This window comes from Maritalea sp. (assembly GCF_047634455.1).
In the GTDB taxonomy this organism is placed as follows: Bacteria; Pseudomonadota; Alphaproteobacteria; order Rhizobiales; family Devosiaceae; genus Maritalea.
Genome location: NZ_JBLIAI010000005.1, coordinates 72,273 through 97,991, shown reverse-complemented (window position 1 = coordinate 97,991; position 25,719 = coordinate 72,273). Strand labels below are relative to the sequence as shown.

Annotated in this window: 30 protein-coding genes; 14 read left to right on the top strand and 16 right to left on the bottom strand. The window is 51.2% G+C overall.

Going from position 1 to position 25,719, the window contains the following annotated elements; genetic code table 11:
- Positions 1–1,377 precede the first annotated feature (1,377 nt).
- Positions 1,378–1,785, top strand: coding sequence for a hypothetical protein (locus tag ACJAZW_RS03365; RefSeq protein ID WP_415155456.1), 408 nt, complete (start codon positions 1,378–1,380; stop codon positions 1,783–1,785).
- A 9-nt stretch (positions 1,786–1,794) separates the two neighbouring features.
- The gene (fumC, locus tag ACJAZW_RS03360; protein WP_415155455.1) at positions 1,795–3,186 is read left to right on the top strand and encodes a class II fumarate hydratase; all 1,392 of its coding nucleotides are present in this window, start codon (positions 1,795–1,797) and stop codon (positions 3,184–3,186) included.
- A 22-nt stretch (positions 3,187–3,208) separates the two neighbouring features.
- Here the strand turns inward: fumC and ACJAZW_RS03355 are convergent, their stop codons facing one another.
- Positions 3,209–3,481 carry a hypothetical protein gene (locus ACJAZW_RS03355; protein WP_415155454.1) on the bottom strand — a complete coding sequence of 91 codons (273 nt, stop codon included), beginning with the start codon at positions 3,479–3,481 and terminating at the stop codon, positions 3,209–3,211.
- Between the two features lie 136 nt (positions 3,482–3,617).
- Positions 3,618–4,382 (bottom strand): hydroxyacylglutathione hydrolase, encoded by a 765-nt coding sequence (gene gloB / locus ACJAZW_RS03350; RefSeq protein WP_415155453.1) that lies wholly within the window; start codon positions 4,380–4,382, stop codon positions 3,618–3,620.
- Between the two features lie 117 nt (positions 4,383–4,499).
- Here gloB and ACJAZW_RS03345 point away from each other — a divergent pair, with 117 nt between their 5' ends.
- The 3 genes from ACJAZW_RS03345 (at position 4,500) to ACJAZW_RS03335 (ending at position 7,395) form a co-directional block, all read left to right on the top strand.
- Complete coding sequence (locus ACJAZW_RS03345; RefSeq protein ID WP_415155452.1) at positions 4,500–5,279, top strand: methyltransferase domain-containing protein; 780 nt, start codon at positions 4,500–4,502, stop codon at positions 5,277–5,279.
- An 83-nt stretch (positions 5,280–5,362) separates the two neighbouring features.
- A complete protein-coding gene (hisC, locus tag ACJAZW_RS03340) occupies positions 5,363–6,454 on the top strand; it encodes a histidinol-phosphate transaminase (RefSeq protein WP_415155451.1) in 1,092 nt (363 codons plus the stop codon).
- Positions 6,455–6,462: 8 nt separating this feature from the next.
- A complete protein-coding gene (locus ACJAZW_RS03335; protein WP_415155450.1) occupies positions 6,463–7,395 on the top strand; it encodes a prephenate/arogenate dehydrogenase family protein in 933 nt (310 codons plus the stop codon).
- 13 nt (positions 7,396–7,408) lie between these two features.
- Here the strand turns inward: ACJAZW_RS03335 and ACJAZW_RS03330 are convergent, their stop codons facing one another.
- On the bottom strand, positions 7,409–8,356 hold the full coding sequence (locus ACJAZW_RS03330; RefSeq protein WP_415155449.1) for a DUF2125 domain-containing protein: 948 nt from the start codon (positions 8,354–8,356) through the stop codon (positions 7,409–7,411).
- Positions 8,357–8,498: 142 nt separating this feature from the next.
- Between ACJAZW_RS03330 and ACJAZW_RS03325 the strand changes: the two genes are divergently transcribed.
- Positions 8,499–9,020 carry a gamma-glutamylcyclotransferase gene (locus ACJAZW_RS03325; RefSeq protein WP_415155448.1) on the top strand — a complete coding sequence of 174 codons (522 nt, stop codon included), beginning with the start codon at positions 8,499–8,501 and terminating at the stop codon, positions 9,018–9,020.
- Between the two features lie 55 nt (positions 9,021–9,075).
- Here ACJAZW_RS03325 and ACJAZW_RS03320 read toward each other — a convergent pair whose 3' ends face one another.
- From ACJAZW_RS03320 to ACJAZW_RS03305, 4 genes are all read right to left on the bottom strand, one after another.
- Positions 9,076–9,429, bottom strand: a complete 354-nt coding sequence (locus ACJAZW_RS03320; RefSeq protein ID WP_415155447.1) for a hypothetical protein — start codon at positions 9,427–9,429, stop codon at positions 9,076–9,078.
- Between the two features lie 135 nt (positions 9,430–9,564).
- Entirely contained in the window at positions 9,565–10,353 is a 789-nt protein-coding gene (locus ACJAZW_RS03315) for a lysophospholipid acyltransferase family protein (protein WP_415155446.1), read from the bottom strand.
- Between the two features lie 50 nt (positions 10,354–10,403).
- The gene (locus ACJAZW_RS03310) at positions 10,404–11,336 is read right to left on the bottom strand and encodes a cell division protein FtsX (RefSeq protein WP_415155445.1); all 933 of its coding nucleotides are present in this window, start codon (positions 11,334–11,336) and stop codon (positions 10,404–10,406) included.
- Positions 11,323–11,982 (bottom strand): cell division ATP-binding protein FtsE, encoded by a 660-nt coding sequence (locus ACJAZW_RS03305; protein ID WP_415155444.1) that lies wholly within the window; start codon positions 11,980–11,982, stop codon positions 11,323–11,325. The genes ACJAZW_RS03310 and ACJAZW_RS03305 overlap by 14 nt, the downstream gene beginning before the upstream one ends.
- Positions 11,983–12,121: 139 nt before the next feature.
- Here ACJAZW_RS03305 and ACJAZW_RS03300 point away from each other — a divergent pair, with 139 nt between their 5' ends.
- The 3 genes from ACJAZW_RS03300 (at position 12,122) to ACJAZW_RS03290 (ending at position 14,491) form a co-directional block, all read left to right on the top strand.
- Positions 12,122–13,129 carry a zinc-ribbon domain-containing protein gene (locus ACJAZW_RS03300; protein WP_415155443.1) on the top strand — a complete coding sequence of 336 codons (1,008 nt, stop codon included), beginning with the start codon at positions 12,122–12,124 and terminating at the stop codon, positions 13,127–13,129.
- Positions 13,130–13,133: 4 nt separating this feature from the next.
- Positions 13,134–13,541 (top strand): response regulator, encoded by a 408-nt coding sequence (locus tag ACJAZW_RS03295; RefSeq protein WP_415155442.1) that lies wholly within the window; start codon positions 13,134–13,136, stop codon positions 13,539–13,541.
- 236 nt (positions 13,542–13,777) lie between these two features.
- Complete coding sequence (locus tag ACJAZW_RS03290) at positions 13,778–14,491, top strand: DNA helicase (protein ID WP_415155441.1); 714 nt, start codon at positions 13,778–13,780, stop codon at positions 14,489–14,491.
- A gap of 35 nt (positions 14,492–14,526) precedes the next feature.
- Here ACJAZW_RS03290 and lysA read toward each other — a convergent pair whose 3' ends face one another.
- Positions 14,527–15,795, bottom strand: coding sequence for a diaminopimelate decarboxylase (lysA, locus tag ACJAZW_RS03285; protein WP_415155440.1), 1,269 nt, complete (start codon positions 15,793–15,795; stop codon positions 14,527–14,529).
- A 3-nt stretch (positions 15,796–15,798) separates the two neighbouring features.
- Positions 15,799–17,193 carry an argininosuccinate lyase gene (gene argH, locus ACJAZW_RS03280; protein WP_415155439.1) on the bottom strand — a complete coding sequence of 465 codons (1,395 nt, stop codon included), beginning with the start codon at positions 17,191–17,193 and terminating at the stop codon, positions 15,799–15,801.
- 25 nt (positions 17,194–17,218) lie between these two features.
- On the opposite strand from argH, the gene ACJAZW_RS03275 reads away from it, so the two are divergent.
- A complete protein-coding gene (locus ACJAZW_RS03275; RefSeq protein ID WP_415155438.1) occupies positions 17,219–17,890 on the top strand; it encodes a TlpA disulfide reductase family protein in 672 nt (223 codons plus the stop codon).
- On the opposite strand, the gene ACJAZW_RS03270 is transcribed toward ACJAZW_RS03275, so the two are convergent.
- The 6 genes from ACJAZW_RS03270 to ACJAZW_RS03245 all read right to left on the bottom strand — a co-directional run bounded on the left by ACJAZW_RS03270 (position 17,887) and on the right by ACJAZW_RS03245 (position 21,420).
- Positions 17,887–18,474, bottom strand: coding sequence for a sugar O-acetyltransferase (locus ACJAZW_RS03270; protein WP_415155437.1), 588 nt, complete (start codon positions 18,472–18,474; stop codon positions 17,887–17,889). The genes ACJAZW_RS03275 and ACJAZW_RS03270 overlap by 4 nt on opposite strands.
- A 68-nt stretch (positions 18,475–18,542) precedes the next feature.
- Positions 18,543–18,734: a hypothetical protein gene (locus ACJAZW_RS03265; RefSeq protein ID WP_415155436.1), complete on the bottom strand. Its 192-nt coding sequence runs from the start codon at positions 18,732–18,734 to the stop codon at positions 18,543–18,545.
- A 112-nt stretch (positions 18,735–18,846) separates the two neighbouring features.
- Positions 18,847–19,527, bottom strand: a complete 681-nt coding sequence (locus ACJAZW_RS03260; RefSeq protein ID WP_415155435.1) for a rhomboid family intramembrane serine protease — start codon at positions 19,525–19,527, stop codon at positions 18,847–18,849.
- A 184-nt stretch (positions 19,528–19,711) separates the two neighbouring features.
- Positions 19,712–20,287, bottom strand: a complete 576-nt coding sequence (locus ACJAZW_RS03255; RefSeq protein ID WP_415155434.1) for a cob(I)yrinic acid a,c-diamide adenosyltransferase — start codon at positions 20,285–20,287, stop codon at positions 19,712–19,714.
- A gap of 9 nt (positions 20,288–20,296) precedes the next feature.
- Positions 20,297–20,491 (bottom strand): twin transmembrane helix small protein, encoded by a 195-nt coding sequence (locus ACJAZW_RS03250; RefSeq protein WP_415155433.1) that lies wholly within the window; start codon positions 20,489–20,491, stop codon positions 20,297–20,299.
- A 17-nt stretch (positions 20,492–20,508) separates the two neighbouring features.
- A complete protein-coding gene (locus tag ACJAZW_RS03245) occupies positions 20,509–21,420 on the bottom strand; it encodes a LysR family transcriptional regulator (RefSeq protein ID WP_415155432.1) in 912 nt (303 codons plus the stop codon).
- A gap of 101 nt (positions 21,421–21,521) precedes the next feature.
- Here ACJAZW_RS03245 and ACJAZW_RS03240 point away from each other — a divergent pair, with 101 nt between their 5' ends.
- Positions 21,522–22,499, top strand: coding sequence for an NAD-dependent epimerase/dehydratase family protein (locus ACJAZW_RS03240; RefSeq protein ID WP_415155431.1), 978 nt, complete (start codon positions 21,522–21,524; stop codon positions 22,497–22,499).
- 72 nt (positions 22,500–22,571) lie between these two features.
- Here ACJAZW_RS03240 and gluQRS read toward each other — a convergent pair whose 3' ends face one another.
- On the bottom strand, positions 22,572–23,435 hold the full coding sequence (gene gluQRS, locus ACJAZW_RS03235) for a tRNA glutamyl-Q(34) synthetase GluQRS (protein ID WP_415155459.1): 864 nt from the start codon (positions 23,433–23,435) through the stop codon (positions 22,572–22,574).
- 48 nt (positions 23,436–23,483) lie between these two features.
- On the opposite strand from gluQRS, the gene ACJAZW_RS03230 reads away from it, so the two are divergent.
- The 3 genes from ACJAZW_RS03230 (at position 23,484) to ACJAZW_RS03220 (ending at position 25,480) form a co-directional block, all read left to right on the top strand.
- Positions 23,484–24,143 (top strand): DNA-3-methyladenine glycosylase family protein, encoded by a 660-nt coding sequence (locus ACJAZW_RS03230; protein ID WP_415155430.1) that lies wholly within the window; start codon positions 23,484–23,486, stop codon positions 24,141–24,143.
- Entirely contained in the window at positions 24,140–24,826 is a 687-nt protein-coding gene (locus ACJAZW_RS03225) for an alpha/beta hydrolase (RefSeq protein WP_415155429.1), read from the top strand. Before ACJAZW_RS03230 ends, ACJAZW_RS03225 begins: the two co-directional genes overlap by 4 nt.
- A gap of 96 nt (positions 24,827–24,922) precedes the next feature.
- On the top strand, positions 24,923–25,480 hold the full coding sequence (locus ACJAZW_RS03220) for an HNH endonuclease (protein WP_415155428.1): 558 nt from the start codon (positions 24,923–24,925) through the stop codon (positions 25,478–25,480).
- Positions 25,481–25,719 lie beyond the last annotated feature (239 nt).

Genomic DNA, 25,719 nt, shown 5'->3' with positions numbered 1-25,719 from the left:
TGTGCCGCTGGGTGATCGTGCCTTTGTTTTGGTCCAGGATTAAGTTCGTGAACAATCAGAGATTGTTCTGAAACTTCACCCCTCACCCTTACATCCTTGGAGCTTCGCCATCCGTCTCATTCTCAAATGTTCCCCAAACCCCTGTGGCATCCCCGGACAACTAAGTGGCGTTCGTGCCACGCAGGCTGAGCCGGGGTCACTTATCGTCAGGGCGCAGCGAGGGGTGCACGTTACATCTTGGCACTGCTTATTCTCCCTCCCCCTGGTGGGGAGGGATTAAGGGTGGGGGGCGAGGTGAGGCGGTGGTTAGTCTTCACAGGTCATTACGTTGTTTTGGGGGGCTGATAAAAGTTGATCCCGGATCAGGTTCGGGACAGCCAGAGGTTGTTTTCAAATGTTCCCCCCCCATGTTCCCTCTGCCCTCATTGTGAGCCTGTCGAACCATGTATGCTGTGCACGTTCGTTCATCCTTCGACAGGCTCAGGATGCGGTGTTGGTGGTTGAGGCCGTGTGTTTTCTTGCATTAGTGAAGTGCACCAATTGGCGGGGGCGCCGGGGAAGCGAACGCAGTTCGCGACGGCGGCGCGGAAAGAAAACATAAAAACTTATCCCCGCCCATAAAACCTGTGTCACACTTAGGGCATCTTCTTTTGAAGCCAAAGCAGCTTGTTGACGAACAAGGCGCGGCGAGGAGGAGTTTTTTCACGCCGGCGTTGGTTGCTTTGCTGCCGACCCCGGCACCCCCGCCAATTGGTGATATGCGTCAATGCGGGGGGTGTGATTTCACCTTCCTTAAAGAGAAGAAATTGGCCGAACAATCAGACGTTGGTTGTTCGCGTTGATTTGAAATGTCCAGCCTGACGCCGAAGGCAGCTTGTTAGACGCTTGGTGGGTATTGTTTTCCACCTGTGCCAATTGGCACTCATCAAATGATCATGGCGATCAAAACAGTTTTGATGGAGCGCTGAGCAAGGGGATAAAAGGGTTTAGCACCTCGGGCCGTTTCAAATTCACAGCAAAAGCCAATGGCGCGAGGCGTTTGACGTCTCATTTTTAAACTGATTACCAAGACGAGATTTCAAACGCCTCGCGCTTCTGCAATTTGTTCGAACTCCGCCGGAAAACCGTGCGGGGGCATGCCTGTTTCTTGCTTTATCACTCTCGGATCAAGTCCGAGGAAGCCGATGGTGTTTGTGGTGGCGCACGGCCTCGGTTTCTCTTTCCCTCCCCCTGGTGGGGAGGGATTAAGGGTGGGGGGGCTTTAAAAAGCTTAGGTTCGGACTGTACGATCCAAAATGACATATAGGCAATTGGCCTTGCCTCACCTGCCAAATAGGGAAATGATGGAACAAATTCGACCCATCAAAGGACGGTCCTATGATTTGGAAAATCCCGCTGCTGTCGCTGCCGCTGATCATCTATAATCTGGTGGCGTTTGATATTGTTGGTGACAAGGCCAATGGCTGGTCGTCGCCGGTTATGTCGCTTGATATGGTATCGGGTGCAATTTGGACATTAAGTGTGGGCGACTTGTTAGTGGTATTGGCGCTGATCCTTTTGTTTGTTGAGGTGCTCAAATCGACCAAAGTGGGCAATTCCTCGATCATGGATCACATGCTCTCGACCTTTGTATTTATCGCCTATCTGGTGGAGTTCTTGTTGGTGCCGGCGGCGGCAACGTCATTGTTTTTCACCTGTATGGTCATGTCATTGGTTGATCTCATGGCGGGGTTTTCAGTATCGATCCGGTCGGCGTCACGCGACGTCAATTTTGGCGGGCATTAGGGGATAGTTATGAATTTTCGCATTGAAAGTGATTCGATGGGCGACATCGAGGTACCCACAAGTGCCTATTATGGCGCGCAAACTGCCCGATCAAAAATGAACTTCAAAATTGGCACCGAACGGATGCCGATTGAGGTGATTCACGCCTTTGGTTTTTTGAAAAAAGCGGCGGCATTGACCAATCATGAATTGGGAACATTGGATGGCGAAATCAAAGATTTGATTTGTGCGGCGGCGGATGAGGTGATTGCAGGAAAACTCGATCAGCATTTTCCGCTGGTGGTGTGGCAAACGGGTTCGGGCACCCAGTCGAATATGAATGTGAATGAGGTGATTTCGAATCGTGCGATTGAAATGGCGGGTGGTGAAATGGGGTCAAAAAACCCGGTTCACCCGAATGATCACGTCAACAAGTCTCAAAGCTCAAACGACACCTATCCAACCGCCATGCATATTGCCGGGGTGCAAATGATTGAACAACAGCTTATTCCGGCGATCTCGGATTTGCGCAATGTTCTTGATGATAAGGCGAAGCGGTTTGCTGACATTGTCAAAATTGGCCGCACCCATTTACAGGACGCGACGCCTTTGACACTGGGGCAGGAAATGAGCGGCTGGGTCGCGCAGCTGGATTTTGCTTTGGCTGCGATAAAAGCCACGATGGGGCAAATGCAGCAATTGGCCCTTGGCGGTACCGCTGTTGGTACTGGGCTGAACACCCATCCAGATTATGCGCAAAAGGTTGCCGCTAAAATCGCTGAGTTGACGGGTTTGGATTTCAAAACAGCTGATAATAAATTTGCCTATCTTGGGGGGCATGACGCATTTGTTGGCACCCACGGGGCGCTTAAGCAGTTGGCGGTTGCGTTGATGAAAATTGCCAATGACGTGCGTTGGCTGGCGTCAGGCCCACGCTGCGGGCTGGGCGAGTTGAGCTTGCCCGAAAATGAACCGGGCTCTTCCATTATGCCGGGCAAAGTGAACCCTACCCAATGTGAAGCGCTGACGATGGTTTGTGTGCAGGTGATGGGGAATGACGCAACGATTGGCTTCGCTGGCAGTCAGGGCAATTTTGAACTGAATGTCTATAAGCCGGTGATGGCCTACAATCTTATTCAGTCAGTACGATTGCTGGCAGATGCGGCGGGGAGTTTTAATGACAATTGCGCGGTTGGCATTGAACCTAACCGAGACAGAATCAAAGATCACCTGAACAATTCATTGATGTTGGTGACCGCGCTTAATCCGCATATCGGCTATGACAACGCCGCAAAAATCGCCAAACATGCGCACAAAATGGGTCAAACGCTGCGCGACGCTGCGATTGAGCTAGACCTAATGAGTGGTGAGGCGTTTGATGCAGCGATTAAGCCGGAAGAAATGGTCGGGCCAAAATCCTAGGGTCCAGACCCTAGATTAACAGTTAGGCGCTCAGCGTGCGCAAATAGCCAACGGGCATGCGCACGATTTTGCGTTGGTTGTTCTCAATGTAAGCCAATTGCGCTTCGCCCACACTGGCACGGCGTTTGGTGCGGAACATTGGTGTGTTGGATTTGCCCGCGAGCACTTGTGCCACAAACGATGCGTCTGGGCGGTAATTTGCATTGTAAAAACGACGACGGGGCGCGGGCTCCAAAACCACGGGTAGGTTTTGTGCCGAATTGGGCCGGGTTGTGCCGTTTTGGTCTATACTCATGACGCGCTCCGCAAAAAAATCGCGAGCCATGTTTCATTTTGGGACAGAATTGATGGCTCTTACCCATTATATTGCAATGAGCGTGCCAATTATAAAGGATTTGTTAACTTTTAACCCCAGAATTGCGGTGGCATGGTTAAAATTGGTCTTTGGCTTTGCGCAACGCGGTGAAGGTCTTGACCGGATTGGTGCCGCTTAATCCGAACTTTTCGGCAATAATCCGTTGGTCAGCGCGCAAGAACGGATTGGCCAGTTTTTCAATGCTTAGCAAAGTGGGCAATGTGGGGTATCCCGCAGCAATTTGGGCTTGGGCCTGTTCAACCCGCAACAAAAGCGTTGGATTGTCGGGGTCAATGGTTTGGGCGAATGCGCTGTTGGACAAAGTATATTCATGCCCGCAATAGAGCATTGTTTGGTCAGGAAGATCACGAAGCCGCTTTAGGCCTTGCCACATTTGGTCTGGTGGGCCGTCAAACATCCGGCCGCAGCCCAATGAAAAGAGGGCATCGCCTGCAAAAAGGGTGGGTTGCTCGGGCAAAAAGTAAGCGATGTGGCCGGACGTATGCCCCGGTGCTGACAGAACAGTAAGATGGCCCGAACCAAATTTCAGCATCGCGCCTGGTTCAACCTTAATATCGAGTTGGGGGATTAGATCAGCTTCAGCCATTGGGCCATACACGGTGAGATCAAAATGTTTGCGCAAGCTCGCGATGCCATCCACATGGTCCCCGTGATGATGGGTAACGAAAATCTTTGTCGGTGTCAGTTTCAACTGATCGCATTTGGCCAAAATGGATTCTGCTTCTGGTGCATCAATTAGCGCCACCTCGCCAGTGGTTTGACATTCAAGGATCAGTGCAAAGTTGGTTTCTAAAACCGGAACTTGATGGATTTTGAACAATTTATGTCCCCTTTTGCTGATCTTGAAATTGAACAGGCGAGAACCGACTTTAATAAAGTCGCGCATAAATGCATAGTGCACACAATTGAGCGGGCCAAAAGTGAAAGCTGGTAATTGATGTTTGTTGCCATTGACGAATTGTTGCAATTTTACAGGTCGCCGCTGGGTCGGATATCCAAGCGTCTCTTACAAGAGGTTATGGTACAAATGATTGGTGGTGCTGCCGGGCAACGGGTTGTTGGTCTGGGCTATTGTGCACCATATTTGAGCCGTGTCACGCAACAGGCCGAGCGCGTAATGGCGTTTATGCCCGCCCGACAAGGCGCGCAGGTTTGGCCCGCAGATCAGGCCAGTTGCACGGCGTTGGTGGATCCGTCTGAATTGCCCCTTACCGATAGCGCGGTGGATTTGGTAATTGCCAATCACTTGTTTGAATTTGCGCGCGAGCCAGAAGAGCTTATGCAGGAGTTGTGGCGGGTGACAGCGCCCGGTGCTCGCCTGGTGATTGTGGTGCCGCGTCGGCGTGGGCTTTGGGCGCAGCGCGACAATACCCCGTTTGGGCATGGCCATCCATTTTCGCGCAATCAATTGCATAGCTTGTTGCAAGATCATTCTTTCACCCCCGAAGTTTGGCGCGAGGCGCTGTATTTGCCGCCAAGCAATTTTGGCCCGATATTGAAAGCAGCACGAATATTTGAAGGATTGGGCCGGTTTGCTGGTCCAGCCTTTGCCGGGGCGCTGGTGGTGCGCGCGCGCAAAGAAATGTTCCCGGCGGTAACCCGTAAGCGTCGTGTGCGTCAGGTGGTCAAAATGCCCGGTTTTGTGCCTCAGCCTGCCTATCCGGTTCATTCAAATACCAGTCAAATCGTTCAATTGGTCAAAAACCGAACGGATTGATGCTGGTTTGCTTTGCGCAATTGGTTCGAGGACCTTAAGGTGCAGCGCTGCAAATAGAGTTCAACAAATGACGAGCAGTTCAAGTGTCAAACCGTCCTGAGGTTAATCCATCCATTTTGGAAATCGCTGCTTATGTGCCCGGCAAATCCAAGGCCGCACCGGGCATTGAGCCAATTAAATTGTCCGCCAACGAAAGTCCGCTGGGCGCTAGCCCAAAGGCACAAGAAGCCTACAAAAACCATACACAGAATTTGGCGATATATCCGGACGGAGCTGCAACAAAGTTGCGTGACGCGATTGGCGACGTGCATGGGTTGGACCCAGCGCGGATTGGTGTTGGCTCGGGCTCTGACGAGTTGTTGCACCTGATTGCGCAGCTGTATATTCAACCTGGCGATGAGGCTGTGATGAGCCAATTCGGATTTTTGGTTTATCCTATCGTGACGCGTGGTGCAGGTGGCACCCCGGTTTTCGCACCGGAGACCGACCTAAAAACTGATGTGGACGCGATGTTGGGTGCTGTGACACAGAAAACCAAAGTGGTTTATCTGGCGAACCCCAACAATCCAACGGGAAGCTATTTGAATGCTGACGAGTTAAATCGGTTGCATGCTGGGCTGCCGAAAAATGTGGTGTTGGTCATCGATGCGGCCTATGCGGAATATGTGGATGCGGCAGACTATAAGCTTGGCTTTGATCTGGTGGATAAGCATGAAAACGTGGTTGTCACCCGCACCTTTTCCAAAATTGGCCTCGCCAATTTGCGGGTCGGGTGGCTTTATGGTTCAGAACACTTCATGGATGGGTTCAATCGCTTGCGGGGGCCATTCAACGTGAATGGAGCTGCAATGGAAGCGGCACAAGCAGCGGTGCGCGATGTGGCGTTCACAGCGCAGTTAAAGAGCCACAATAAACGGCTGCGCGACAGATTGGTGGCTGAATTGCAGTCCAACTGGTTTCGTACGCGGCCCAGTCAGGGCAATTTTGTGTTGACTGAGTTCTCGCAAGAACCGGGCCACACAGCGCAAGATGCGTTTGAAGCGCTGCTGGCCGAAGGGTTGGTGGTGCGCGAGATGGGCTCATACGGGCTGCCACACGCTTTGCGGATATCCATTGGTCACGATAAAGATATGACAAAACTCATGCAGGTACTGCATGGCATGAACACGAATTGAATATTGTAATGTTTGAAAAAATCGCACTGATCGGGATTGGGCTTATCGGTTCCTCCATCGCGCGCGCCGTTAAAGACCAGCACCTTGCCGCGCATATCGCTATTTCGACACGGTCGCAAAACACCCTCGATAAAGCTGAAAAACTGGGGCTTGGCGATAGTTATTCGATTGATCCAACAATTGTGGTTAAGGGCGCTGATTTGGTGATCATTTGTGCGCCGGTTGGGGCCTATGAAGCGATTGGCAAAGCGATTGCGGGCCATCTGAGTGAAGGTGCCATTGTTTCCGATGTTGGGTCGGTGAAAGAGCATGTTGTCAAAGCGCTGAAACCGCATTTGCCTGCCCATGTTCATTTCATCCCGGGTCACCCGATTTCGGGCACTGAGAATTCGGGCCCAGAGGCCGGCTTTGCGGAATTGTTTGACGGCAAGTGGTGCATCTTGACGCCTGTTGCGGGGACTGATCCTGAGGCTTTGGGCAAACTGAAAGCCTTGTGGGAGGCTTTGGGTAGTGATGTAGAAATCATGGATGCGAAGCATCACGATATGGTTTTGGCGATTACCAGCCATGTACCGCATTTGATCGCCTACAATATTGTGGGCACCGCCGATCATTTGGAAAGTGTGACCAAATCAGAGGTGATCAAATTCTCCGCAGGGGGCTTCCGGGATTTCACCCGGATTGCGGCCTCGGACCCGGAAATGTGGCGGGATGTTTTTCTGACCAACCGCGAAGCGGTGATGGAGATGCTGGGGCGCTTTTCAGAGGATTTGTCGATGCTGCAACGGGCAGTTCGGTTTCGCGATGGGGAAATGCTTGAGGAGTTATTTACCCGCACGCGCAATATTCGCCGCTCAATCATTGATGCGGGTCAAGAAACGGATGCCCCGGATTTTGGCCGTCATGTGGTGGTGCATGAGGACGATGAAAACCAAGTGTAGCCAAAGCGTTAGATCAAAATAAAGCCGGCACGAAGAAGAGTGGGGCAACGCCAATGCTGACGGTGCCAGCATTTGCTTGCCAAAGCGATTTGTACTCGCCATCTGCGTTTGCCAGGCCGAAAATTGTGGGTGCAAGCAAGCCATATGCCTCAGGATCAAACAGTTCCACCAAGCCTTTGGATTGGGTTGTTACCTGGCCATTGAGTTGACCTTGTGCGTCCAGTTTCAGCGCGCCATTGGCGGTAAATCGCATATCTTTTGCGGAGAAATCTAGGGCGTGAACTATCAGTTCGCCACCTTGGCGCTGCCAGTTGCTGAGCAGGCGCGGATATTGCCACCCCATTACATTCCGGTCGAGTGCTGTGGCTTCGAGTTCAATGGCCAAATTGGCATTTTGGGTGTTGAGTTCAATTAAATTTGCATCGGTAATCCGAAAGAATGCCTGCAAACCGTTATCCGCATTTTGGGTGGCGATCAGATGGGCTTCAATATTCTTGGCATTTGCCAATTCAATCGGTGTGATTAAGCTGTCTGACCATTTAATATCTTGGGCAATTACAGAAACACGTTCGAGGTCGAAACTCCAATTCAGCCGGGCGCTTAATTGGAGGCTTGAAAATTCAAGCTCGCGCTCACTGCCTGTGAAGTCATTGCGCCAATAAATGGGTGCATCGGCGAAAGCAATGACGTGGGTTGGGCTGTAGATACGGATTGTCGCTTTGACGTTTTGGACCGTAATCTGGTCGTCGCCGTCAACCAGTTGCGCGTTGGTACAGGTGACATCATAACGAAATGGGAACCCGGTAATCGAGCGATTGGCGCAGGAAACCCGCGGCTGTGCGCCAGCTGTTGCCAGCTGGTCCAATTCGCTGCCAACAATGTTTGCCCCATAAAACCAAGCGCTCGTGTAAGCGAGGGAAAGCAAGAGGACAATGGCGATGAGGATTTTGAATTTGGTCATGTAAAATGGTCTAGCGCGGCTTTGGTTTCTTGTCACTCAAAATGGCGAAAATCGATGTGAAAATCGGGTTGTTGTGCGAAGTCTTTGCTGTTCTTATGGCGGTACACATTGAATGTCATTGCATTGGAAAATTGGTCAGAATATGAGTTATTGGGTGTTTGGTTATGGCTCACTGATTTGGCGGCCTGGCTTTGAATTTGTCGATGCGCGCCAAGCGCTGCTGCGGGGGTTGCACCGGCAATTGTGCGTTTATTCCTTCACCCATCGCGGCACCGAGGCGCAGCCTGGTTTGGTGTTTGGACTTGATCAAGGCGGCGCATGCCGGGGCATGGCGTTTGAAATCGATGGTGCGAATTGGGAAAAAACCCACGCCTATTTGCGCGAGCGTGAGCAGGGTAATGATGTTTATAAAGAGAGTTGGCGAAAAATTGCGCTGGCGGACGGCCGTTCAGTTAAAGCGCTAACGTTTGTGGCGGATAGGCGTCACCGCCAATATGCGGGGCGTTTGCCGCGCGAAGAACAATTGCGTTTGGTACGTCAAGGCGTCGGCAATTCGGGCATGAACCCTGAATATGTGATCAACACTTATGCACATTTACATGAAATGAATATACAAGATGAGGGCTTGAAATGGCTGCATGATGCATTGGTGAACGGTGACTAGGGTCTGAACCCAATCCAGACCTTTTCTCAATTGAGTTCAGACCCTAGCCGCTATCTCAAGCGGCGTCGCGCTCCGGGTTCCGGTGGGCTGCCTCCAAATCCCAAATCATTGTCAAAGGGGGCATTTCATCGTCCGCTAACTCCAGCACATAGGCATCATCTGCGATATGGATGGCTTTTAAGAACGCGCGGCGGCTCTGTTCATCGTGGATGAGGTTGTCGCCTGTTCCGACCCATAAAGCATCTTCGCCAACGTCATTATGCTTGGATAAAAGGCAAAGTTGATTGCCGGCCATGTTCAGGTCTGTGAGGTTGGTTTTGGTGAGCACATAAATGCGGCCCGTGCGCCCTTGCCAATCCGTGGATTGATCGGAATTGCGCAGATTAAGTCGTCGAATTGCTTCTGACATATTCACATTCCCCGATTCCATGCCCTGCAAAAAGAAGAACAAAAATAGAACAAACTTGTTCCAATGTCAATCCTTCAAATAGGGCAGCGCTACATATATGGGTTTTTATAGGTAAAATGTCAATATATGGTGTATTTAGTGGCGATGTGCGTCGATTCTTGCTTGAAGGGCTGGGGTGATGGTGCGCGCGATTCCCTTATCGATGTCGTCCATCAACATTTTGGTTGTCACCGGTTCAATCCGTTCCTGAATCAGGTGGTGAAAAGCGTCCAGTTCCATCCCGGACGGGATCGGCTCCAGATATTTTGCGCGGGCCGTGCCTGGCCACAGAATCAGTGAGTTGCGCGGCCAGTAAAGACCCGATGTAACCGCGACAGGTACGACGGGTACATCCAGGGCTTCGTACATTTTTGCCAGACCCCACTTGTATTTGGCTACGTCAAGCGGCGCGCGCCGGGTGCCCTCTGGGTAAATAACGATACGGCAATCGCGAGCAATTGCCTGTTTGCCCTGCTTCACCATTTGGGGCAGGGCTGATTGGCCGTTCTTTCGATCAATAGATATGGTGTGGAAATTTTGCATGCACCAGCCAAAGAACGGGATATCCAAAAGTTCTTTTTTGGCGATGAATGTTGGGCGACCTTTGGTTGCGGGCAACAGCGCAAATATGTCCCAATCGGACATGTGTTTGGATGCGATGATAAACGGTCCCTCAGGCAGGTTTTCCTGGCCCGTGATTTCAGTTTTTATGCCCACGACCCAACGCAATAAAAATAGGTTGCCCAAATACCATATTTTGACGACCCACCAGCCAGCCATTTTGCGGCCGACCAGTGAATATAGACCGAGGGGAATGGCCAAAATCGCGGTATAGCTGATGAATAAAGCATAAAAAATCATCGACCTGATGGCTTGGATAATCATCGGTATAGCCTTCGTTTTAGGAGCATTTTGGTTCTAGGAGCAATTTGGTTCTAAGGAGCGATTTGGGCCAAAAAGCGGTGCACTGTGATCCGGGACGTGATGGCGGTCAAGACGGCGATGGTGACCACCACTAAAACCAGACCCAATAGACCCAACCATCCGAGCGTGAATTGGCCAAACAGCAATTCAACCTGTGTGGCGCTTTGCGCGGGCAGGATAGCGCTTGTTATGGTGCTGGCCACAAAGAAAAAGACGATGGACATCGCACCGCCAAAAAACCCGCCCTGCATGCCGATTGCCAAAAAGCGTTCTTGGAAAGCGCCGGCAATATATCTGTCACCTGCGCCAATAAAGTGCAAAACATCAACGATTTCCCGATTGGTGGCCATGGCACCGCCGGTGGCAAATACGATGGCTAACACGGTGGCGGTGAGAATGAGAATGAGCGCTAACCCGCCCGATAGCACAACGGTGCCTGCCATAGCATTAAGTTGTTGCTGCCATAAGGCGTGTGTGTCCACGCTGGCGTCGGGAATGGCGCTGGCCAATTTTGATTTTAGCGCTTCCAGATCAAACTTTGCGGGGTCGGCCAATTGCACAACCACCAAGCGCGGCAATTGAAAGGCGCTAATGTCAAACTTCTCGCCAAGCCAGGGGCTAAGCAATTCGGCGCTGTCTTGAATTGTGAGTTCAAATGCGCGGGCGACACCGCCAGATTGCTGAGCTAGGCTGATGGCTGTGCGGATGTCCGATAACATTTTTTCTTCTTCAACTGGCTGCAGTTGAATGGTGAGTTCACGCCCGACCTCGGACGACCAGGCCATGGTTGAGTTTTGCACCAAATAGACCGCACCAAAGGTGACACAACTCAAAAAGGTCATGATGGCCACAAGAAACGCCAAAGTGCGCCCAGCGATGGATTGGCGCGGAACGATTGGAAATGATGTTTTGGATTTTGACAGCATTTGACTAATGAGAGACATTGATGCCTCCATTTTGCAGTTGCAAGCGCGGAAACTTGAATTTGTTCAAGAGGTGAAGCTCGTGGCTCGCCAAAATGATGGTGGTGCCCATGCGGTTAAGTTCGACAAAAAGGTGCAACAAACGTTCAGACAATTCCGGATCAACATTGCCGGTGGGTTCGTCCGCCAACAGCAAATCAGGTTTGGCGATCACGGCGCGCGCGATGGCAGCACGTTGTTTTTCCCCGCCTGACAAAAGCTCAGGCCGGACATGCATTTGGTGGCCTAGGCCGACCCAGTCGAGCAATTCTTCGACATTGGATTTATATGCACTTTCGGGCTCACCCCGAACCACCAATGGCAGAGCCACATTTTGAAATGTCGTGAGATGCTCAAGCAGCCGATATTCTTGAAAAACGATGCCGATATGCTGACGCATTTGCATTAATTCGGATTTTCCAAGGTCTGAGGTGCTTTTGCCAAACATTTTCATTTCGCCCACAGTCGGGCGTATGGACAACAGCAACAGGCGCAAAAGCGATGTTTTGCCTGAACCCGATGGCCCCGTCAGAAAGTGAAATGATCCCGGATCAATATTGAAATTGAGGTTTTTCAGGATTTCTGGGCCGGCCCCGTAGTGAAGTCCGACATTTTTGAATTTGATCAAGACCTACTCCCGAATCACTATTTGGAAACTATATTATCAGCGATGTGCAATTTGGTGCTCAATCGCTACCAGTTTTTTCAGAGTGTTAACATAATCAGCGCTACATTTGGGGCGGAAGTTTTGCATCGGTTCGCATTAAATGATTATTGTATGTCCAAATTGCAGCACGCGATATGAAGTTGCCGCGCAAGCGATCGGCGATCAGGGTCGGTCTGTGCAGTGTGCCAACTGCACTAGGTCATGGCATGCGCAAGCGTTGGTGGAGGACGATTTCAACGCTCTTTTGGGCGATGCGTTGAACGAACCGCCAAAAGAAAAGAAGCCTAAAGGGAAAAAAGTTACCGCAGCAGACGAAGATGCGTTGGATATCTCGTTTACGGCTGAGGAAGACAAGGCCGCCGCCGATGGCGATCCCAAACGTGTTGGTGATTTTGAACTTCCCGACGATGACGATCCGTTTGGCGATGATGATGATGGCACGAAAAGCGGGCGCGAAGCGGTGGAAAGCGCAATTGATGCCGCGCAAGATGTGATGAACTCCCTAAATGAAGACAATGAGGTCGAGCTGTCATCATATGCCGCGCGCCGAAGGCAACAAATCGAACGCATGAAGCGCTCTCGGCGAATTGCGAAGCGGCATCGCGAAATCTCTCGTGCCTTGCCGATGGCCAAATTACGTCGAAATATCAGTTTTATCGCGTTTGGTGGCGCATTGATCACTGTGGTGCTGCTGTTTGGTTTTAGCAATCGGGTAGTGCAGTTCTATCCGGATATGGCTGGGTTCTATCGCCTATTCGGACAGACGATTAATGTGGTTGGCCTTGAATTTGCCGAAGTGAAAACTGATCGTGTTTGGAACAATGGTCATGAAGAGCTGACTGTGAGTGCGAAAATTGAAAATGTCACTGAACGCATGATCTATTTGCCGCCGATTCGGGTGGCGCTGATAGATGGAGATGGGGGGGTGATTTATGAATGGAATACTACCCCGGGGTTGGCCGTGCTTGAAGCCCGTGGCTTGTTTGAATTTAAAACAGAATTGTCGTCACCACCAAACGATGTGCGACGTGTAAAACTAAAATTTTTGGATTGGCAGAATGATCTTTCACGGTCGTCAACACCAAACCAAGATAGTGCAGGAGAGTAGCGATATGGCAAAGATTTTATTGGCGGAGGATGATCCAAGTGTTCGCGGCTTTGTGAGCCGGGCATTGGAAATGGACGGCCATGATGTGGTTGTAACCGAAGATGGCGGTTTGGCAGCTGAAGCGGTGTTGGAGCATGAAGGGCAGTTTGATTTGATGTTATCTGACATCAAAATGCCCGTGATGGATGGCATCGCTTTGTCGTTAAGCGTTGCCGCACAATATCCAGACATCACGATTTTGCTGATGACCGGCTTTGCTGATCAACGCGAGCGGGCGCATGGGCTAGATGCTTTGGTTTATGATATTGTACCAAAACCATTTACGTTGGCCGACATTCGCGCGAAAGTTTCTGAAGCCTTGGAAGGCCGCGCAGTGGAAAAAATGACGCTGGCGAAGAAGCACGGGGCATAAAGCGGATTGATGGCTGGTGGGCAGATTTTCGTGCGAAACTTGTTGCCAATAGCAACCAACTCCACTTGCCAAATCACACAGAGTTTGAAATTCTGGTCGTACGGCCTGACCCGTGCCGCCGCCCTCCGTTAGGGAAATATATTGCATATGGGGTGTTCAACATCTCAAGTCTTATAATTGGGACAATCGCATAAGGGGGGAAATGCGTCGTTGGTCCGCAATTGTGAGGTTTTGATATGAAACTTTCTGCGCCAATCCACAACTTAAAGCGTCAGGCGAGACTTCTTGCTCGGCAAGAACAAGTCTCACTCCATCAGGCGTTAGACCAGATCGCTAGTCGCGAAGGGTTTAGCCGTTGGAGTTTATTGATTTCAAGATTCGATGGGGTATCCGACGCCGAGAAGGCGGCCCAATCTTTTCAGCCCGGCGATCTGGTTTTGCTGGGTGGTCGACCAGGACATGGCAAGACCAGAATCGGTCTGGCGATTGCCTATTCTAAGATGGCCGCTGGGCATGATGCCTACTTCTTTACCCTTGAATATCATGCCCAAGAGCTGAATGCGCGGTTGGGTGACATGGGATTTGACAATCAATCCCCTAACGCAAATCTAGTCATCGACACATCAGATGATATTTGCGCTGAATACATCACAAGCAACATGGGCATTGCGCGTTCTGGAGCGGTCGTTGTGATTGACTATTTGCAGATATTGGATCAGCGTCGCTCAACACCGGACTTGGATGTGCAGCTCAAGCAATTGCAGAGCTTTGCACGAAAACAAGAAGTGACTTTGATCCTCATTTCCCAAATTGATAGGGCTTTTGAGCATTCGGGTAGAGACTTCCCCGGGCTTGTAGATGTGCGTCAGCCAAACCCAATAGACTTAAGGCGATTCAACAGAAGCTGCTTCGTGCATAATAATAAACTGCGCTGGAACAAGGCGGCGTAAATCAAGCTTGGGAGCGGGGCAGTTTGCCCCGTTATCTATTCCAGCCACTCCGGCACGCTGTCCAAATCAATCAACGCATCTAGGTTTTGGCGTTCGCGAATCACATGGTAGCGATCACCATCGACCAGCACTTCGGCGCATAGCGGGCGCGTATTGTAAGTGCTAGACATAACCGCGCCATAAGCGCCGGCGCTCATGATGGCGATATAATCGCCAGTCTTTACTTCTGGCAGTTGGCGGTTGCGGGCGAGGTAATCGCCTGTTTCGCAAACCGGGCCAACAATGTCGCCGCGCTTTTCCTGCAATTGATGGTCTTCAACAAGCGGCAAGACTTCGTGATAGGCTTCGTACAAGGTGGGGCGGATCATGTCGTTCATGCCCCCGTCCACAATCACGAAGGTGCGCTCTGCGCCCTCTTTGACATATTCAACTTTGGTAACAAAAATCCCGGCGTTGCCCGCAATCATGCGACCTGGCTCAAGCACCAATTCGCACCCCAGATCTTTGACGTGCTTGAACACCACTTGCGCATAGGCCATAGGATCGGGCGGCACATTGTTTGAGCTGTCATAGGGTATGCCCAAGCCACCGCCCACATCGACGTGGCGGATATTGTGGCCTTCTTGGCGGAGCTCGGCTACCAATTGAGCCAACAGTTTGAACGCATTGTCGAACGGTTCTAGTTCGGTAATTTGGCTACCGATATGCATGTCGATGCCTGTGGCGTCCAGATGCTGTAACTGAGCGATGCGTTTATAAACTGCGCTGGCCCGTTCAAACGGAATGCCGAATTTGTTTTCAGATTTACCCGTAGAAATCTTGGCATGGGTTTTGGCGTCGACATTTGGGTTGATGCGCACAGAAACGGGGGCGATTTTGCCAAGCGATTGCGCGACCTCGTTGAGGCGCTCAAGCTCTGGCTCGCTCTCGGCGTTAAAGCATTTGATACCTGCTTCTAAGCCAAGCGTCATTTCTTCGCGGGTTTTCGCGACGCCAGAAAATACGATCCTGTTGGCTGGAATACCCGCTTTGAGCGCACGTTTCAACTCACCCAACGACACCACGTCCGCACCCGCGCCCATTTTGGCGACAAGTTTGAGCATGGCTTGGTTTGAGTTGGCCTTCATCGCGTAAGCGACGAGCGTATTCACGCCCTTAAACGCCTCCTGCATTACCCTTATATGACGGGTGAAGGTGGCGGTTGAATAGACGTAAAACGGTGTGCCAACCTCGCCCGCCAATTCGGTCAGGTCAACGTCTTCGGCGTGCAGCTTGCCATTGCGATATTGAAAGTGGTGAACCATCGTTTATTCTTCTTCGCCAGCGGTCAGTTGTTCGCGCCAACGCGCCACTTGGGCAAGCACATTGCTTGGCGCGGTGCCGCCATAGGAGGTGCGCGATTTCACCGAATTTTCAACGCTCAATACTTTGAACACGCGGCTGTCGATGCGCTGATCGACTTCTTTGAAGTCTTCAATGGTAAGGGCGTCCAAATCACAGCCTTTTTTCTCGGCCAGTGCGACTGCGGACCCGGTAATATGGTGGGCATCGCGGAACGGCACATTTGCCTCGCGCACCAGCCAATCGGCTAAATCCGTAGCCGTAGAAAATCCAGAACCCGCTGCGGCGCGCATGGCGTCGCGGTTTACTTTAAGATCGTTGATCATGCCCGTCATCGCGGCAAGCGCAAGGCCAAGGCTGTCGAAGGCGTCGAAAGCGACTTCTTTGTCTTCTTGCATGTCTTTGGAATAGGCGAGGGGCAGGCCCTTCATCACAATCATTAGCGATGTCAGTGCGCCCATGATGCGGCCAATTTTGGCGCGGATCAGTTCGGCTGCATCCGGGTTGCGCTTTTGCGGCATGATCGACGAACCGGTGGAGAATTTATCCGACAGGGTCACGAACTTAAACTGCGCGGTAGACCAAATCACCAATTCTTCGGATAAGCGCGACAAGTGCATGGCGCAAATCGAAGCGCAGCTGAGGGCTTCAAGCACAAAGTCGCGATCTGCAACTGCATCAAGAGAGTTTGCAGTTGGGCGCTCAAAACCCAAAGCCGAAGCGGTCATGTCGCGATCAATGGGGAAGGATGTGCCGGCCAAGGCCGCTGAACCCAATGGGCTTTCGTTCAGCCGTTTGCGCGCGCCATGAAAACGTGATGCGTCGCGCCCCAGCATTTCAACATAGGCCATCATGTGGTGACCAAAGGTGACCGGCTGGGCGCTTTGCAAGTGGGTAAAGCCGGGCATGACGGTGTCCGCTTCTGCTTCAGCTCTGTTGATCATTTCTAATTGCAGGGTTTTGATCTGGGTGATGAACATATCAATTGTGTCGCGCACATAGAGTTTGAAGTCTGTGGCGACTTGGTCGTTGCGCGACCGGCCTGTGTGCAGACGACCTGCTGGCTCGCCGATCAATTCTTTCAATCGAGCTTCCACATTCATGTGAATGTCTTCAAGCGCGCGCGAAAAAGTGAACGACCCGGCATCGATTTCTGATTGGACTTGGGCTAGACCTTTAACGATTGCATCCTTATCCTGTTCGGTAAGAATGCCAGCGGCAGCAAGCATTGTGGCATGGGCTTTTGAGCCTTCTATATCTTGTTTATAGAAGCGCTTGTCGAAATCGATAGAGGCATTTATTTCCTCCATGATGGCGTCTGGTCCAGAAGCAAAACGACCGCCCCACATTTGATTGCTCATGCCTTACCTCTCTTTAGGAAAAAATATGTCTCAGGATTCGCACAATGACAGCCCCAAACCATCTCGCAACAGGTGGACTATGGGGGCATTGATTGGTGTTGTTGTAGCTATAGCGACCGCTGTTTGGGTTAGCAATGGTGGCCAAGAGCAAAATGGTACGGCCTATCAACCAAATGAGGCTGTGCGTGTTGCTCTGGATGAGGCGGCGCAGGGTGAGTTAGCCGCATTTCGTGCCACCGCAAATGGTGCGGGTTACCCTGAAATTTCATTCGTTTCTGACAAGGGTGAGCAAGTCGGATTTGAACTGTTTGAAGGCAAAGTAACGCTGGTGAATTTCTGGGCAACATGGTGCGCACCTTGTCGAGCGGAAATGCCAGCGCTGGATGCGCTGCACGTCAAATATGCAGATCAGGGCTTTCAGGTTGCAACGATAAATCTGGACGTTGGTGATGATGGCATTGATAAAGCCCAGGCCTTTATGGACGAGATCGGTTTGAAGAACTTGCCGTTGCACGCTGACCCAACCTTTGATGCGTTTGATGTTTTGAAACAGCGCGGCACTGCGCTTGGACTTCCCACAACCTTATTGCTCGGGCCTGATGGGCATGAATGGGGCGTGTTGGTTGGCCCAGCCGAGTGGAACAGCGACGACGCGTTCACCCTTATTGAGGCGGCACTGGCTCAGGCCAAGGGCTAAAGCTGTTTAACCACTCGCGCTGGGTTGCCAGCCGCCACGCAGTCCGACGGGATGTTTTTTGTCACCACCGCGCCAGCGCCAATTGTGGTGCGGTCGCCAATCGTGACGCCAGGCAAAATGATCGCCCCAGCTCCAATCCAGCAATTGTCACCAATGGTTATGGGCGCGGCAATGTTGATGAAATTCATCCGGTCAGGTTCGTCTGGGTATGGATAGATACAACGCTCGCTCGAACGCACGGGGTGGCTTGCGGTGATGATTTGCACGTTAGGCGCGATCAGGGTTTCGCTGCCGATTTTTACGAAGTGATTGTCCAAAATAGTGCAATTGATATTGATGAAACTGCGCTCGCCGATTTCGGTCATTTCGCCATATTCAACGAAGAATGGCGATTCGACCCAGAACTGCTCGGGGGCTTTGCCCAATATGGTGCGCAGTAGTTCCATCCGCTCGGGCGCGTCGAGGTCAAGTTGGTTGAACTGGCGTATGACTTTTCGGGTGCGCACAGCATGGGTCACCAGATCAGGATCGCCCGCCAGAAACGGCTCGCCAGCGAGCATTTGTTGTTTTGCAGTTTTGGACATGAGACGCCTGCTGGACTGGAATTGGTATTATTCCGTTCTAGGCGAAGAATTCTGGTTTGGAAAGAGTGCTAGGCCGATTTGTCGACCAATATGCCTGTGCCGGCTGCGGGCATCGCCCTGGCGTTGGCGAGGCCTTGTTCGAGCATATTTACGGCTTGTTGCTGCATGTCATTTGCAGCTTTCACCATCATAAGCTCGGCGCTTTGCTGGCGTTGTGCTGATTGCATCCCAATGGCTTGGGTGATCAATGACATGTCCATCTGAAGCGCCTTCCTAGCTTTTCAGTTGAAGCCAGTGTCGCCCATTTAGCGTTAATGGCGGGTAAACAGATTGGTTAGAATTTTTGCTAGGTCGATTGTTTGTGCAATTGAGCTAGCGTCCAAAAAGGTTAACCGTGCTGCGTTTCATGAAGAAAACCAGCGTTGCCCCTGCAATCAACCCGCCAATATGCGCCCACCATGCGGTGGCACTGCCATCGGGGAACAGCACAAAGAACAATTGCATGGCAATCCATAATCCCAGTACCCAAAGGGCGGGAATGGGAATAGGCAAGGGGATGATGATCCGCGCCAGCACATAGACTTTCACTTTTGGGTACAAAATGATGTATGCGGCGATGACACCGGCAACAGCGCCTGATGCACCAACCAATGGTGCGGTACTTGTTGGGTCAGCCAGCATGTGAGCAAGGCCACCAGCCGCTGCGCAAGCCAGATAGAATATGAGATATCGAACATGGCCCATAGCGTCTTCGATATTGTCGCCAAACACCCATAAAAACAGCATGTTGGTTAGGACATGCATCCAATCGGCATGCAAAAACGCGTACGTGAACAGAGTGGTTTGATCTGGTAAAAACGGCACTTGGTCAATAAGCGGTTCGTTGAGCCAACCGGGGACTACGGCCATGGTGATCAACACCATTTCTTCGCCTGAAGCAGGGAGCAAATATTGGATGGTAAAAATGATTAAGTTGATGGCAATCAGGGCATGATTAACCCAAGGGCGGTTTACATAGGTTTTGGGGTTTTGATCGTACAATGGAATGAACAAACAGCTTTCCCCAAACTTTCTTTTAGCCGCCGTTGGTCGCTTTGCTCCCGACCCCGGCACCCCCCGGGGCTTGTTTTACGCGCCGCCGTTGGTCGTTTTGCTCTCGACCCCGGCACCCCCGCCGCTTATTTGTATGCCGCCGTCGCGAACTAAGTTCGCTTCCCCGGCACCCCCGCCGATGTGACTATCGGTTTTTGCCCGGCTGCCACAAAACGTCGCGCGCGCCATTATCATTTGTGACACGAGATAAAACAAACAGCAAATCCGATAATCGATTGAGATATTTCACGGCAACTGGATTTGTATTTTTCTCTGCGGCCAATAGAGCAACGCCAATGCGCTCGGCGCGGCGCACTACGGTGCGGGCGAGATGTAAATGCGCCGACAAAGCACTGCCACCGGGCAAGGTGAAACTTTTGAGCGGTTCAAGATTTTCATTATAGGAATCAATTGTTTCTTCCAGCCAATCCACTTGACTCTGCACAGCTCGCAATGGCTCGTAAGTTAGGCCCTCGTCCGGTCCCGGCGTGGCGAAATCTGAACCCACATCAAACAGATCGTTTTGAATGCGGGCCAGCGCCTCATCGAGCTTTTCATTCTCGCTTGAATGCAAGCGCACAAGGCCGATGGTTGAATTCGCCTCATCAATGGTGCCGTAAGCTTCTACCCTGATATCAGCCTTTGAGCGACGTGGGCCAGAAACCAAACCAGTGGTGCCATCATCGCCGGTGCGCGTATAGATTTTGTTCAGCTTGACCATAATTGCTCCTTAGCGCGGTGCGAAAAAGAATGCCGCTATAAACAAAATGACAATAGCGATAAATTGAGCAATGACCCGGGCGCGCATGAGTTTTTGAGAAAGATTAGGCGAACCGCCGCGCAGCATGTTGAACAGGCCAGCGAACAATATGAGCGCCACCACGCCAAGGGCGACAAAGATGAGAATGTTGATTGGTTGATCCATGGGTCGACTCGTTGGTTTTACATTTTGGCGCCAGTATAAGCGGATAGTTCGCTTGCCAACAGGTCATAAATGACGCGGATGCGATTTGCCTTGTGCACTTCGCGGTGCGCCACCAGCCACATTTCCATTGCAGGAATTTTGAGGTCCGGCACAATATGCACCATGCCCGGGGTGGTTTCGATGAGGTTGAACTGGGCAAAACTGACACCCAACCCTTGTTTGACCATTTCCCAAATCAACGTTTGGCTGTCAGTGCGGAGTTTAAAATTCTGCCGTTCGAGCGGAAAACCGATGGCCTTAGAAACCCGAATAATATCGTCTTGCCGATCAAGCCCGATGATTTCGTGGTCGTATAGGTCTTGCGGCGTCAGGGGTGTGCCATGTTTATCCAAATAGGACTGATGGGCGCAGGCGCGTAAGGGCACATCGCCGATTTTTTTGCCGACCACATCCAATTGGCCGGGGCGGAACATACGGATGGCGATATCTGCTTCGCGCAGCAAAAGGTTTTCAACGGCGTCTGAGGGTACGATCTCCAATTCGATCATCGGAAATAGTTCGCGCGCTTTTTTGAGGATGGCGGGCAAAATATTGTGCGAAATGATTTGCGACGCGGTGATCCGCACAGTGCCATCAAGCAGCTCGGTAGCGCCAGTTACCGCGAGTTGGGCTTGGGCCAAAGCAGATTTTGCATTGCGTACCGGGTCAACCAATTGAAAAGCGATAGATGTCGGCTTTAGGCCCCGGCCCGTTCGATCAAACAATACCGCGTTGAGGCAGCTTTCCAACTCTTCAATATGCCGGCCAAGTGTGGGTTGGGATGCGCCCAACGCACGTGCCGCGCCAGATAATGACCCCTCATCCATGACGGCTAAGAACGACCGCCATAAAAACCAATCGGGTTCTGAGGGGAGTTTAATGTTATTCATAACTGAATACCTGAGATGCGATTTTGGCTAATTTCAATTTGAATATGAATGGATATGTTAGGGGCAGTCAAGCAAACAATTCGAAACTCAGGAGCAACAACATGGCTGACACAGTAACAATTCTCGGCATTAATGGGCGCATCGGGCAATTTGCGGCAAAAGCTTTTATCGAAGCAGGCTGGAACGTGAACGGCTTTGGTCGTTCAAACAAAACATCGTTTGATGGGTTCACCTTTGTGCAAGGCGATGCGTTCAATCTGAGCGATGTGAAACGCGCAATCAGTAACGCGGATGTTGTCGTACATGCATTGAACCTTCCTTATGACAAATGGGAGGGCGAAGCCGAACGCATGAACGACGTGGTGATTGAAGCGATGAAAGGAAGCGGTAAAACGCTGGTCTTTTCGGCCAACGTGTACAATTTCGCGGCGAGCGTCACCAAAATGACACCGCACAGCCCGCAAAATCCGGAAACGGCAAAGGGTGAAATTCGCAAGCGGATGGAATTGGCGTTGCAAGCGGGCGCTGAGCAATTTGGCTTTAAGGCCTTTATGATGCGGGCTGGTGATTTTTATGGACCCGGAGCCGAAGGCAGTTGGTTTGATTTGGGTTTCGCGATGAATTTCAAAAGCAAAAAAATCACGCTGCCATGTGATGGGCAAACCAAACACACCTGGGCCTATCTGCCAGATCTTGGTCGGGCTTTTGAAAAAATTGCATCAGCGCGTGACGAGCTAAACACGTTTGAAAACTTCCATTTCCACGGCAACTTTGTTACTGGGCAAGAAATTGCCGACGCAATCCAACGGGTGGTGCCGCAGCCCTACAAAGTGACCAGCATGCCTTGGTGGCTGCTGAGTATTATGGGGATTTTCCAGCCAGTAATGCGTGAAGTGGTCAAAATGCGCTATTTGTGGAAGTCGCCACAGGAATTGGTCGACCCAAAGTTGGACGCTCTTTTGGGCGCAGGGTTTGGTACGCCGTTTGAGCGGGCTGTTGCTGAAACGACTTTATCGCTTTTGCCGGAAGCTGAGCTTGAAAAACTCAAAACACTGAAGCGTATACCGGCACTGGCTTAACCTTCGTCGTTAGCACTTTTCTGGTCGCGTTCTCGAACCGCAAAACCGGTATTCACTTTTGCTGAGAACGCTCTAGTCTTCTTCATCTTCCTCAAACCCCAGCTGGGCGCGGACTTGTTCTGGCGTCCAGTCTCGTTTTTTTAGGGCGATAAGGCTCAAGGATTTTTTTGATTTGGAGAGCTTGTTGCCCTCATCATCAAGGATAAGGCCATGATGCATATATTTCGGTTCTGGCAGCTCAAGCAGGTCTTGCAAAACGCGGTGCACGGCGGTGGCAAAATATAGGTCTTTGCCGCGGGTTACATGGGTAATGCCTTGGTCCGCATCATCCACCACAACGCTCAAGTGATATGATGTTGGGGTATATTTGCGGGCCAAAATCACGTCGCCCCAAGCGGAAGGGTCAGCCTTGATGGTCTCAACTTCGCTTAAGTCTTCGCTCAATTCCTGCCACGTTACATCGCCAACTTTTGCCAATGCTTTTTCCATATCAAGGCGCAGCGCATAGGCCGCGTCGCTGTTTAAGCGCTTCTCGCGATCATATGGGCTCATATGCTTGCAGGTGCCTGGATATTTTGGTGCGCCGTCGGGATCTTTTTCGCCCGTTGCATTGGCTTTGATCTGAGAGCGCGAGCAAAAACACGGGTAAAGCAAACCTTCAGCATGTAAAGCGTTGAGGGCTTTTTCATAGTCAGCAAAATGATTTGACTGATGGCGCGGTTCTTCGTCCCAAGAAAAGCCGATCCAATCCAGATCATTGAGCATTTGCTCCGTGCCTTCTGGGGTGCAGCGTATCGTATCGATATCCTCAATCCGCAGCAGCAATTTGCCGTCAGCAAGCTGTGCTAATTGTTGGGTGAGAAGCGCCGAAAAAGCATGGCCGAGATGCAATTGCCCGTTAGGGCTGGGGGCAAAGCGGAAAATGGGTTGATCAATGATGTTCATAGTTGCTCTAGTTGCCACGTTCAAAGGCGAAAGACAAACATGAAATCAAACCCCTTCAATGATCGTTTGCGCGAAGAAGTGATTTTGCGCGCGCATTTGGCCGCCCTGACAGACCTTGATCCATCCCTTGTTCCTGTTTTGGCACTGTGCGATCCGGTGCCACTTCGTGCTGAACAAGGCGGGTTTGCTGGCTTGTCGCGGATTGTGGTGGGGCAGCTTTTGTCCGTGCAATCAGCGGCGGCGATATGGGAAAGATTTTCAGATGTGTTGGGCGAATTGAACGCAAAGCGCTTTGTTCAATTGGACGCAGATGCGCTAAATGGAGTTGGGCTTTCAAAAGCAAAATCTGCAACCATAAGGGCGATCGCACTCGCCGAACTATCAGGCGATTTAGATTATGACCGCGTGGCCTTGGCTTCGTTAAGTGATGCACTGACAATGCTCACCGCGATCAAAGGGATTGGCCCTTGGACGGCAGAGGTTTACCTGTCATTTTGTGTGGGACACCCGGATATTTTTCCAGTTGGCGACTTGGCTTTGCGAAAAATAGTTGCGCACCATATGGGGCATGATGTTACACCCAGCATTAATGAGACCATTAAATTGACGCAAAAATGGTCACCATATCGGGGTGCGGCGGCGCGTTTGATGTGGCGCTATTATGCGGTGACAAAGAGTAAAGAAGGCATTTTGATATGAGTGAATTGTTTGGCCCCAAACTTGAACCGGCAAATGGCAATCCGCCAAACAAGCTTGTGATTTTGCTGCATGGCTATGGATCTGATGGCAAAGACATGATCGGGCTCGGCAATTTTTGGAACCAAGGTTTTCCGGACGTTGAGTTTTTGGCGCCCAATGCGCCAGCCCCTTGCTCTGTTAATCCGCTCGGATTTGAATGGTTCCACTTGGATTTAGAACGGGGTGACACCAATTACGAAGCGGGCGCTGAACAAGCTCATCCGCTTATTCGCGACTTTGTTTTGCAACGGACGGCGGATGCGGGGCTTGAGCTTAAAGACGTGGTGCTTGGTGGGTTTAGCCAAGGGGCGATGATGGCGCTTTATACAGGGCTCCGGTTTGAAGAGCCTTTGGCGGGCATTTTGTGTTTTTCAGGCAAAATGGTGGATGCAGAGACCATTGGCGACGAAATGGAATCCTCACCGCCAGTATGTTTGGTGCACGGCGAAGACGATGATGTGGTGCCGGTGCAAGGTAGTCTTGATGCTAAAACTGCTTTGGAAGAGTTTTACATCAATGTATCGCTAAAGGTGACGCAGCAGACGGGCCATTCGATTTCTATGGATGGGCTTCAATTCGCCACCGGGTTCTTAAGCCATGTGTTCAAACCAGACGACCAAATCGACATTGAGTCCAGACCCTAGGTAAAGAGATGATTAACATGCCTTCACAGGGGTGCCATCTTACGGCACAATGATGGGGTGATTGTAAGAGCGTGATTCTGACCAAAGGAGGAAGGCGTGACAATCCATGTGTCACCCGAGGCTCTTCCGGCGCTCGTGTTGAATGCGGACTTTAGGCCGCTGAGCTATTATCCATTGTCTTTGTGGTCTTGGCAGGACGCGATCAAAGCGGTGTGTCTTGATCGGGTAAATATCGTTTCAGAATATGACCGGGTTGTCAGAAGCCCGAGCTTTGAAATGAATTTGCCCAGCGTCGTCGCGCTAAAATCCTATATTAAGCCAGCAAGCAATCCCGCCTTTACGCGATTCAATCTTTTCTTGCGCGACAAATTTAGCTGCCAATATTGCGGTTCGCGTCATGACTTGACCTTTGACCATTTGATTCCGCGCTCTCGCGGTGGGCGTACGACCTGGCAAAATGTGGTGACTGCTTGCTCGCCGTGTAATTTGCGCAAAGCCAATAAGATGCCGCGCGATATTGGCATGTGGCCCAGCCAAACACCGTTTCAACCAACGGTTTATGATCTGCAAGCCAATGGGCGCAAGTTTCCGCCAAACCATTTGCATGAAAGTTGGATGGATTATCTTTATTGGGATATTGAACTAGAACCTTAAAATGCTTCTTCAGAGCGATCTTTTCGTGTCTGCGGGTGTCGCCGTCGCGCTGCGATCCTCAAATACATTTGAGTATTCTCCGGTTCTCGCTTTGGCGGCTCCTACTCAGAGCACGAAATTCTCAGCTCGAATAAGCCATTTTTTTGGTGAAGAGCAACGAGTCCAAATTGGCAGCCTTTTGCGCTTCCGGTGCTCACGTACTTTTAGTACGCTGCACGCTGGTTCTCAGTCCTCACCAT